The organism is Breoghania sp., from assembly GCF_030066895.1.
In the GTDB taxonomy this organism is placed as follows: Bacteria; Pseudomonadota; Alphaproteobacteria; order Rhizobiales; family Stappiaceae; genus Breoghania.
Genome location: NZ_JASJAV010000026.1, coordinates 22,961 through 31,341, shown reverse-complemented (window position 1 = coordinate 31,341; position 8,381 = coordinate 22,961). Strand labels below are relative to the sequence as shown.

General features: G+C 59.3%; 12 protein-coding genes and 1 tRNA gene. 7 read left to right on the top strand and 6 right to left on the bottom strand.

The genetic code is table 11. The annotated features are described in order from the left end of the window. Window positions 1–50: 50 nt before the first annotated feature. Entirely contained in the window at window positions 51–194 is a 144-nt protein-coding gene (locus QNJ43_RS21135) for a hypothetical protein (protein WP_300472798.1), read from the top strand. A gap of 90 nt (window positions 195–284) precedes the next feature. Here QNJ43_RS21135 and QNJ43_RS21130 read toward each other — a convergent pair whose 3' ends face one another. The 3 genes from QNJ43_RS21130 to QNJ43_RS21120 form a co-directional block, all read right to left on the bottom strand. Further along, window positions 285–455 (bottom strand): hypothetical protein, encoded by a 171-nt coding sequence (locus QNJ43_RS21130; RefSeq protein ID WP_300472795.1) that lies wholly within the window; start codon window positions 453–455, stop codon window positions 285–287. 178 nt (window positions 456–633) lie between these two features. Continuing rightward, window positions 634–828 (bottom strand): hypothetical protein, encoded by a 195-nt coding sequence (locus QNJ43_RS21125; RefSeq protein WP_300472793.1) that lies wholly within the window; start codon window positions 826–828, stop codon window positions 634–636. Between the two features lie 23 nt (window positions 829–851). Then, window positions 852–1,301, bottom strand: coding sequence for an MFS transporter (locus QNJ43_RS21120; RefSeq protein WP_300472791.1), 450 nt, complete (start codon window positions 1,299–1,301; stop codon window positions 852–854). Between the two features lie 844 nt (window positions 1,302–2,145). On the opposite strand from QNJ43_RS21120, the gene QNJ43_RS21115 reads away from it, so the two are divergent. Both QNJ43_RS21115 and QNJ43_RS21110 read left to right on the top strand, forming a co-directional pair. Next, window positions 2,146–2,577: a PQQ-dependent sugar dehydrogenase gene (locus QNJ43_RS21115; protein WP_300472789.1), complete on the top strand. Its 432-nt coding sequence runs from the start codon at window positions 2,146–2,148 to the stop codon at window positions 2,575–2,577. After that, window positions 2,574–2,936, top strand: coding sequence for a PQQ-dependent sugar dehydrogenase (locus tag QNJ43_RS21110; RefSeq protein ID WP_300472787.1), 363 nt, complete (start codon window positions 2,574–2,576; stop codon window positions 2,934–2,936). Before QNJ43_RS21115 ends, QNJ43_RS21110 begins: the two co-directional genes overlap by 4 nt. A gap of 876 nt (window positions 2,937–3,812) precedes the next feature. On the opposite strand, the gene QNJ43_RS21105 is transcribed toward QNJ43_RS21110, so the two are convergent. Beyond that, window positions 3,813–4,172 (bottom strand): hypothetical protein, encoded by a 360-nt coding sequence (locus tag QNJ43_RS21105; protein ID WP_300472785.1) that lies wholly within the window; start codon window positions 4,170–4,172, stop codon window positions 3,813–3,815. Between the two features lie 340 nt (window positions 4,173–4,512). Beyond that, window positions 4,513–4,602: transfer RNA gene (locus QNJ43_RS21100), tRNA-Ser, on the bottom strand. 365 nt (window positions 4,603–4,967) lie between these two features. Between QNJ43_RS21100 and QNJ43_RS21095 the strand changes: the two genes are divergently transcribed. Further along, the gene (locus QNJ43_RS21095) at window positions 4,968–5,381 is read left to right on the top strand and encodes a hypothetical protein (protein ID WP_300472783.1); all 414 of its coding nucleotides are present in this window, start codon (window positions 4,968–4,970) and stop codon (window positions 5,379–5,381) included. A gap of 152 nt (window positions 5,382–5,533) precedes the next feature. Further along, window positions 5,534–6,106: a peptide-methionine (S)-S-oxide reductase MsrA gene (gene msrA, locus QNJ43_RS21090; protein WP_300472804.1), complete on the top strand. Its 573-nt coding sequence runs from the start codon at window positions 5,534–5,536 to the stop codon at window positions 6,104–6,106. On the opposite strand, the gene QNJ43_RS21085 is transcribed toward msrA, so the two are convergent. Further along, window positions 6,007–7,032, bottom strand: a complete 1,026-nt coding sequence (locus QNJ43_RS21085) for a TRAP transporter substrate-binding protein (protein WP_300472781.1) — start codon at window positions 7,030–7,032, stop codon at window positions 6,007–6,009. The two genes, msrA and QNJ43_RS21085, sit on opposite strands and share 100 nt — an antisense overlap. Window positions 7,033–7,559: 527 nt before the next feature. On the opposite strand from QNJ43_RS21085, the gene QNJ43_RS21080 reads away from it, so the two are divergent. Beyond that, entirely contained in the window at window positions 7,560–7,874 is a 315-nt protein-coding gene (locus tag QNJ43_RS21080) for a hypothetical protein (protein ID WP_300472778.1), read from the top strand. Between the two features lie 103 nt (window positions 7,875–7,977). Further along, on the top strand, window positions 7,978–8,349 hold the full coding sequence (locus QNJ43_RS21075) for a hypothetical protein (protein ID WP_300472777.1): 372 nt from the start codon (window positions 7,978–7,980) through the stop codon (window positions 8,347–8,349). Window positions 8,350–8,381: the final 32 nt, after the last annotated feature.

Sequence of the window (8,381 nt, the reverse complement as noted above, 5' to 3'; positions counted from 1 at the left end):
GCAGAGGCGGCGCGATCGCCCCCTGGTAGCCCCCCCCCCCCCCCGCCGAGGTGAACTTCACCGCAGAGGAACTCTCCGAGTTCAACGCGGCGCTCGACCGGATCACGATCCATGGTGCGCGCGGTCCGGCAAACGTGGTCGCCATGTCCGGTCAGGAAGCGCTGATTTCGTCACAGTTTCGGCCGGCAAAGTGAAAATGGCGGGCTCCGGAAGAGATCGCCATTCTTGTATCCTGGTTGTGTCCGTCGGCCGCGTTCTCATAGGGACCGGACGAGAGCGCGCCCTTACAATCGCGTCGTGTCACGCCGCAGCAGCAACGTGGAGGTGAGGCATCTGATGCCGGTCACGCCTATGACAACGCCCATCGGCCAGGGCGTGCCGTTGGCAAGAAGGCCGACCAGCCCCGACCCAGCAATGCCGCTGCCATATTGCAGCGCACCGACCAGAGCGGACACCGCCCCGGCCTCGTCGGGAAAATCGTTCAGCGTACCCGCGAGCGAATTCGCGACGACGAAGCCCGTACAAGGAGGCGAAGATGACCAGAGGGATGATAAGCCCCCATACGCCGCCAAATTCTGTATAGGACACGACCGCAAGTGCGATCGTCACCACGGCCACGGCAAGGGCGCCGCCTCAGAGCGTCTTGTCGATGCCCAGCCGGTTTACGATCCGCATGTTGATCGTGTTCGCGACCGTGATCCCGAGGATGCCGGATCCGAAGATGAAGCCGTAGTAGTGCGCGGGAACGTGGTGATAGGTGATGAAGGCGAAGGGCGATCCGGCGATGTAGGCATACATGCCCACATAGTAGAAGCCGCCTGCTCCCACATAGCCGAGGATACGACGGTAGGTCAGAAGCTGACCGTAGCGCGCGACAGCACGACGCTGGCAGAGGCGCCTAACGCCTGCACGATGCGACAGACGATCACGGCCTCGGTACTTTGCGAGACCGCACATCCGGCGGAGCCTATGACGAAGAGGACGAGTCCGCCGGCGATCGGAACGCGGCGGCCATAGTGGTCGCTGACCGGTCCCCACACCAGCTGCCCGAAACTGAAGCCGATCAGATAGCCGGAGATGGTGTAGGAAATCATACCCTCCGATGCGCCCAGCGCAGAGGTCATGGCGGGGAGATAGAAATCGGTCGAAATGGACGCGAACGCCATCAAGGCGCTGAGGACGGCTATAACATGCAGCTGAGTAACACTGTCGGATGACACCTCTTGCTCGCTCCTGATTTCTTCGACGGCGACATCGTCTTTCTCGGCAGTGATGACTGCCGCTTCTTTTTCACGAAACATTTTCGGGGTGTTCGGCTTGTTGTCCTGGCAATGGCAGGCACGATCTGCGACGACGTCGGCATGTCCGAAGGAGCTGGATGCAAATGGAACATCCGTCCGCGCTTCCTGAAGTCGCCTTCAGACGCCTTACAGATCGCAGGACGCAGGTATCGTTTTCTTGATGACCGCAATTTAGGACACGCGGGAGGGAAGGATTAGCCGATAAATCGCTCTTGAGCTTATGTCGTCGGCTCATCAATCGACACGTGTCTCCGCGTTAGCTTCGTTCTGCGTCATGCCATAAGGGAGGTTTGAGACCGCGTGCATCCTGACTGATGTGTCATTTCTGAACTCTCCCCATAAGACTTATCAGCCCTGCCTGGCTAATTGCCTGGCGATACCGGCACTAATTGCGAATGGTCAGAACGTCTGAAGCCCGAACGGAAAATCCGAAGCCGAAGGCACGCGGATCGGGTCCATACCCCGCCTCGACAACGGCGAGGCGCACCAAAAGGAGAGGAATAGATGACCACTTTTCTCCACCTCGGCGTGATCATCGCTGGCTTGTTCGCCAGCAGCACCGCCGCATGGGCGCAGGATTTCAACGCCGCTCCCCCAATGCTTCAGGGCAAGTTCCCACCTTCGAAGACCAGACCTGTGCCCCCGTCATGACGGATGATCCGGCACTGGTCGGTGAGACCATCGTCGATGGATTGGAGCATCCCTGGGGCATGGATCAGTTGCCTGACGGCTGCTGGATCGTCACCGAGCGGCCGGGCCGCATGTGCATTGTCTCTCTTGACGGCACCCTTTCGGGCCCCATCGAGGGCCTGCCCGACGTCGCCGCTCGGGGGCAGGGAGCTTGTTGGATGTTGTCATCAAGGATGACTTCGCCGAGACCCGACGTCTCTGGTGGAGCTTTTCCCGGCCCATGGAAGGCGGGAAGAACGCCACCGCCGTCGCGACCAGCGTTCTCTCCGATGACAAGAGCCGCCTGACCTCGGTCGACGTGATCTTTACCCAGCAACCAGCCTGGCGGTCCAGTTCTCATTTCGGGTCGCGGCTCGCCCAGGATGTGGGTACCCATCTGGGCAAGGTGTTGCGGATCGATCCGGTGGGCGGGCCTGCGGTGGGAAACATAGAAATCGCCGGCGGTCTCCCGGAAGTTTGGTCCTACGGACACAGAAACATTCAGTCCGCAGGAATCGGACCTGACGGAGCGCTGTGGACTGTTGAACATGGGCTGCGTGGTGGCGACGAACTGAACCGTCCAAAACCAGGCGCCAATTATGGTTGACCGGAGGTCACCTACGGCGAAAATTACTCGGGCGCCCCGATGAGAGAGATGGCATCACGGCACGCGGTGACGTCGAACAGCCCGTCTACTACTGGGACCCGATCATCGCGCCGTCAGGGTTGGTCTTTTATGAAGGCGAGATGTTCCCGGCCTGGCGTGGCGACGCATTCATCGGGGGTCTTGCAAGCCGCGCCCTTGTCCGGTTGCCGATCAGGGATGGCCGTGTGGTGGGGGGAGCCCGCTATCTCCAGGGCGAGAACCGCATCCGGGACGTCGACGTCTCGCAGGGTGACGGAGCCTTGATGATCCTCACCGACGCCGACAATGGTGCATTGGTTCGGCTTACGCCGAAGCCCTGAGGGCGAGACGAGGGATGAGTGAGCCGGATCTGCATTTCGTGGCAACTCATCCCCTCGTGACTAATGCGCGGTCCGCGAGGGGGCTGGCTGTCGATCTGCCCACAGGGAGGCGTTGTCGATCACGGCAATGAATGCACAGGGCATCATTACCGAAGCTGACGGTAGAGGTTGCAGGGGCACCAGTTCAGACGCCGCCTCTGTACATCCTTCGGATGCCAAGACTAGCCGAAGAGCCGACGCCACCGGAGCCTACCTCGGGTCTTGAGCGAGATACACGTCGCAAGTCATGCCTGTCGCCGCAGCCCGCCAGTGCACCTTATCTTGCCGAGAACTCTCCGAACGCCGCACGCACCTCGTCGAACACCGGGGCAATCGTCGATCTTACGGTATACACGCGGAAATTCGGAACGTCCGCAACGGCTGACTGGCGTTTGATGAGTTGCCGGATCTCCGTTGCTCGGCACCGAGGTGGATGCATGGCATCGGCGGGGTGGGGCTCGAATATGCGGCGAGTGGGGCGAGGATTGGGCGCGCGCGGCGACAAGGTCACTTCACCACGAGCCTGTCGACCAGATCGATCAGGGTGTGTCGAACATCCGCGATCTCGTTCCACCGAATATCCCAGAAATTGGCATCAATCATGACCGGTCCCTGGTATCGGATTCTGAACACGCAATGATGGCAGACGAGATCGCCCTCGGTGCGTGACTTGAACGTGCTGTTCGGAAGGAGCGGAGTGGTGCTCAGCGGACGACGGTGTCAGCATCGGTCAGCGACCGGTCCTGCGGAAAATAAAAATAGTCGGTATAGCTTTTGGGACGATGGGACAGCTTGATGATTGATGTTCCGGATCCTGCAGGATTTCCGTCGATGGCGTTATGTTTCCTGTCCAACCACCCTTCGCAAGCTTAATAAAATTTTCCAGGTTTTTTCGATCGGTCTGAGCGTATACCTCGACAATACTGGCGAACTTTCTCGTGCTTTTTTGATTTCTGTTTCTATCGAGTCGAAGAAAGTTATGGATAAGACGCCGTTCTCTTCGAGTAGCCGTCTGGCCGCGGAATTAGTTCCGAAGCCCTCGCAGTAATTGATCCGCAAGGGGCCGATTGTGGCAATCTTGCCCCTTATCCCCTCCGCGAACGGACAGACGGACGCGTCTGCGGCGGCAGCCTGTGCAAACGACCATGCTGCGGCGCCCGCCAAGGCAAATCCTGAAATAAAAATCTTCCATTTCATATCAATCTCATGTTGATCTATGCGGCACGAAGAGTGATATTCTGTAGATTACAATATAGAGAAATGCGCTTTTAAATTCACGCAATATTAAATTTACGGAAATTATCCGTATTTCTGGGATGCTCATGTATGGTTTTTCGACGATCAGCTTAATGAACTCGATGCGCGTATCGATGGGGCGGCGGGATCGTCTACCTGCTAGCGTTGCCTCTTTCTATGCGCGCGGTCTCGAAATTCTGAATAAAGCTGCAGCGGCCGGTGAGGATATCTGAGGCGTGTGATGGGCTGGAAGAAAAGTGAGAAATAAACGCCAATAAAATAAATTAGATAAAGTATAAAATGGCGGAGAGAGAGGGATTCGAACCCTCGAGACGGTTGCCCGCCTACACGCGTTCCAGGCGTGCGCCTTCGACCACTCGGCCACCTCTCCGTTCGTAGGCGTCAAACCCTGATTTGTCGACGGAAAAGCGGTGTCTTCCCTGCGCCGAAAAAGTGATCAAGCCCGTGCGAAACGCCAGATGAAGGAGATCGCCTGAGCAAGTGCCCACAGGAGGCATAATGTAGCGATCGCGGGCGCGAGCGCAAGGGGCCCTGCGGCGGCTTTTTCGCTTTATCCGCAATTGGCCTATTTCCAGGTCTGCCGAGCCTCTCCGTGCCGCCCCGGGCTAAGCTTCGGCGGGCCCTTCGTCATTGCTCCGCGACGCACCATTGCCCAAAGGGGGCGAACGGACTATTTCAAGGGCGAAGCGGTGACACCGACGCGTTGATCTGGGCGGGGGTTTACCGGAAATCGGAGTGTGCGGCTGGGGCCTGTTCCGGGGCGATTTCTCTCAAGGTAAATCTGTCCGAGCGATGAACGTCCCGGTCGAGCCTTTGGTGCTTTGGGAGCAATCGATGCTGTCGTTCTTCTCGCGTCTTATCGGAATTCTCTTCGTGGCCGTCGCGCTTGTTGCGGCCGTCATCGACGGGACGAAATCGATTGCCGCCTCGCACTTCGTGTCGACGCCGCTCGGGGTCCATTGGGTCGAATTCTTTCCCGATAGCCTCGAAGCCGCGCGCCTGAGCGTGCAAAGTCAGGTGCCGTGGCTTTGGGATCCCGTCATTCAGTGGATCCTGATGCTGCCGACCTGGGCTGTCGCCGGGGTGCTTGGCGCCCTGTTTGTCTGGTTGGGAACCCGGCGCTCGCGTCGTTATGCCGGCGTGATCTGATCGTCGCCCGCCTGCCGTCACTTCGCGCGATCGTGACTTCGCCCGGCCGTTGCCGAACCGTACAGCGAACCTATCTCATATCAACCGGTTCTTCTTTCCGCAGCCCTCTTCTATCTCTCAGAAGGACGCACAGGATGAGCCTTTTTGATTTCATGATCATGAGCCGCAAAACCCGGTTGCCCGGCGACCATGAGGCCTTGCCCGGTCGTGAGACCTCGATTGCGACTGCAGAAACGCACCACGTCAATCATCGGCCGCTTGCCGGTCCCTATCCGGAAGGCAGCGTCAGTCTGCTCGTCGGCATGGGCTGCTTCTGGGGAGCGGAGCGCACCTTCTGGCAGCTTGACGGGGTCTGGGTGACCGCCGTGGGATATGCGGGTGGCGCGACGCCCAATCCGATCTATGAGGAGGTGTGCAGTGGCGGCACCGGACATGCGGACGTGGTGAAGGTCGTCTTCGATCCGGCGGCAATATCACTGGATCAGGTGCTGGCGCAGTTCTGGGAGGGACATGATCCCACGCAGGGCATGCGACAGGGCAACGATATCGGCACGCAATACCGCTCCACCCTGTTCATGCCGGACAATGGTTCGCTGGTTGCGGCACGTGCCTCGCGCGATTCCTATCAGGGGGCGCTTGACGCGGGAGGGCTCGATTTCGTCAGAGCTCCGAAAGGCCGCTGTCGCGCATTGCCAAGGTGGGCAAGGTCGGCCGAATGCGCGTAGTCGATCGCCTTGGCGCGATAGGCGCTGAAGGAGGCGTAGACCTCCTTGGCGAGCGGGCTGGCAGACGCAATGTCCTCCAGCACCTTCTCCGCTTCCGCCGCCAGCGCGGTGACGATCTTGGGCGAGAAGGTGCGCAGTTTCACATCCGGTTTCTCAAGCTGCGGACGGAAGCTTTCCGCATTGTGGAACGTGAAGTCGGCAAGCGATTCCATCGCCGAGGCCATGGCCGCGCGCTTGACGATTTCGCGCAGGTTGTCGGGCAGGGTGTCGAGCGCGGCCTGGTTGACCATCAGCTCAAGTGCCGGGCCAAGCTTCTGGAAGGCGGGCATGTAGTAGTAATGGGCGACCTTGTAGAGCCCGAAGGCGAGGTCGTTCCACGGTCCCACCCACTCCGCGGCATCGATCGTGCTCGCCTGAAGCGCGGCGAAGATCTCGCCCGGTGGCAGCAGCACAACGTTGACGCCCAGCCACCGCAGGATCGTTCCGCCCAGTCCGGCGATCCGCATCTTGAGGTCCTTCAGGTTATCGAGCGTATTGATTTCCTTTGCAAACCAGCCGTCCGCCTGCGGACCGGAAGACCCGGCCAGGAAGGGCACGACGCCGAAGGGCGCATAGGCCTGGTTCCACAGTTCTTGGTCGCCGCCGAAATAGAGCAAGCCGGCATGTTCCTGCGCGGTCAGGCCGAAGGGCACGCCGGTGAAGAAGTGGAACGCCTGATCCTTGCCCTGCCAGTAATAGGGCGTCGCGTGGCCGCATTCCGCCGCGCCTGAGGTCACCGCGTCAAAGACCTCGAACGGCGTTACCAGTTCTCCGGCGCCGAAAAGCTGCACGGTCAGTCTCCCACCGGACATGGCGGTGATCATGTCGGCCAACCGCTGGGTGTTGATCCCCGGCCCGGGTGAACCCTTGGGCCAGCTCGTCGCCATTTTCCAGGTGATTTGCGTTTGCGCACGTACGACGGCAGGGGCGGCGACAATCGCAGCGGCACCGCCGCCGACACCGGCCGATCAGAGATCGGCGGCTTACTTCCTCGGGGCGTTTTTCACTCCCTGCTTTTTCGTGATTATTCGCGCGATTGGTTTCGTCCCATTTGTCTTGCGTCATTGAAATATCGCTGTCGAACAACTCTGGCGCATCTTCCTCCACCATCGCCGGCAAGACCTTTCACAAGGCAGACAAGGCAGCGAAGAGCCCGCAGAATTCTCGTTCCGTTCAATACTGTCAACCAGCGGATACGGGAAGTTTCGCATCGGAAGATTCAATGCCGTGCGCGGCTCTGCGGCGGAGTCATGCATCGGTGCTACGTGAAGTATCTAATCACTTGGTAGAAAAAAGTAACGACAGATAAATGTACTACAATAAAAATATTATAAGTGTTTATGATTATTAGGGAAATTTTAATATTATAAATATAAAAGGTTACAACGAACGTAGTAACGCAAGGAGAAGCGTCTTGGCGTGGCGTGATTGGATGCTGTTTTCGCTGTTCAGCGTTGCGGTTGCCACCGGAATCGTCGCGATCGGGCTCGCGCCGCGATCAGGAGATCAGGTGGCGGTCATCGTTTCGCCGTGGCAATCGGCCTCCGCCGCGCTCGTTGTCGTGGCTGCGGCGGACGGTCGCTTCGTGCGATCGGGCTTTGCCGATTGGGTCGTCGTGGCCTCGTCTTCCCGACCGGACTTCGTTTCCCGTCTTTATTCCGCCGGAGCGTGGACCGTCGCCGATCCGACGGCTGCCGGTGCGTGCCTTGTGGAACAGAGAGTCTTTTGACGTCCGAAGAGTGCAGTCTGCCTCCCATCCCAATTCCCTGGATGCTCTTCGAGAGCAATTTGCCAAGGCGTTCGTCGGATTGGCCTAGTGTAACGCCGCGCTTGTGGCCGGCGTCGCCTTTTATCATGAAGGCGGTCCGGATCTGGCCATATCGGTCATGGCGATCGCGTTGGCCGGATGGGTCGATCAGCGCGCTCTCGTGGCCTATTCCGGGGTCGTCGCTGTCCATCACCTTTCGTTGAACTTCCTGTACCCCTATGCGGTTTTTCCTGATGGCGGCAGTTTCTTTCGGGTGATCATGCACGCGCTGGTCGTCGTCATCGAACTCGCGGTGCTCGTCTGGCTCGTCGACCGGTTGACCAAGGCGTTTGCGCATTCCGAGCACGCCGTCGAAGTGGCCAATGATGCCCGTTCGCAATCGACGGCGCTGTTGGAGGCGGAAGAGGCGCGCGGGGCGAAGGAACGCGACAAATAGGCCCTGATCACCGCGCGTATCGAAACATTCCG

What these genes read in the sequence shown, in the direction of transcription:
- QNJ43_RS21120 (WP_300472791.1), bottom strand. Translation starts at nt 1,301, where the DNA reads ATGTTTCGTGAAAAAGAAGCGGCAGTCATCACTGCCGAGAAAGACGAT.
- msrA (WP_300472804.1), top strand. Translation starts at nt 5,534, where the DNA reads ATGATCATGAGCCGCAAAACCCGGTTGCCCGGCGACCATGAGGCCTTG.
- QNJ43_RS21085 (WP_300472781.1), bottom strand. Translation starts at nt 7,032, where the DNA reads ATGGCGACGAGCTGGCCCAAGGGTTCACCCGGGCCGGGGATCAACACC.
- QNJ43_RS21105 (WP_300472785.1), bottom strand. Translation starts at nt 4,172, where the DNA reads ATGAAATGGAAGATTTTTATTTCAGGATTTGCCTTGGCGGGCGCCGCA.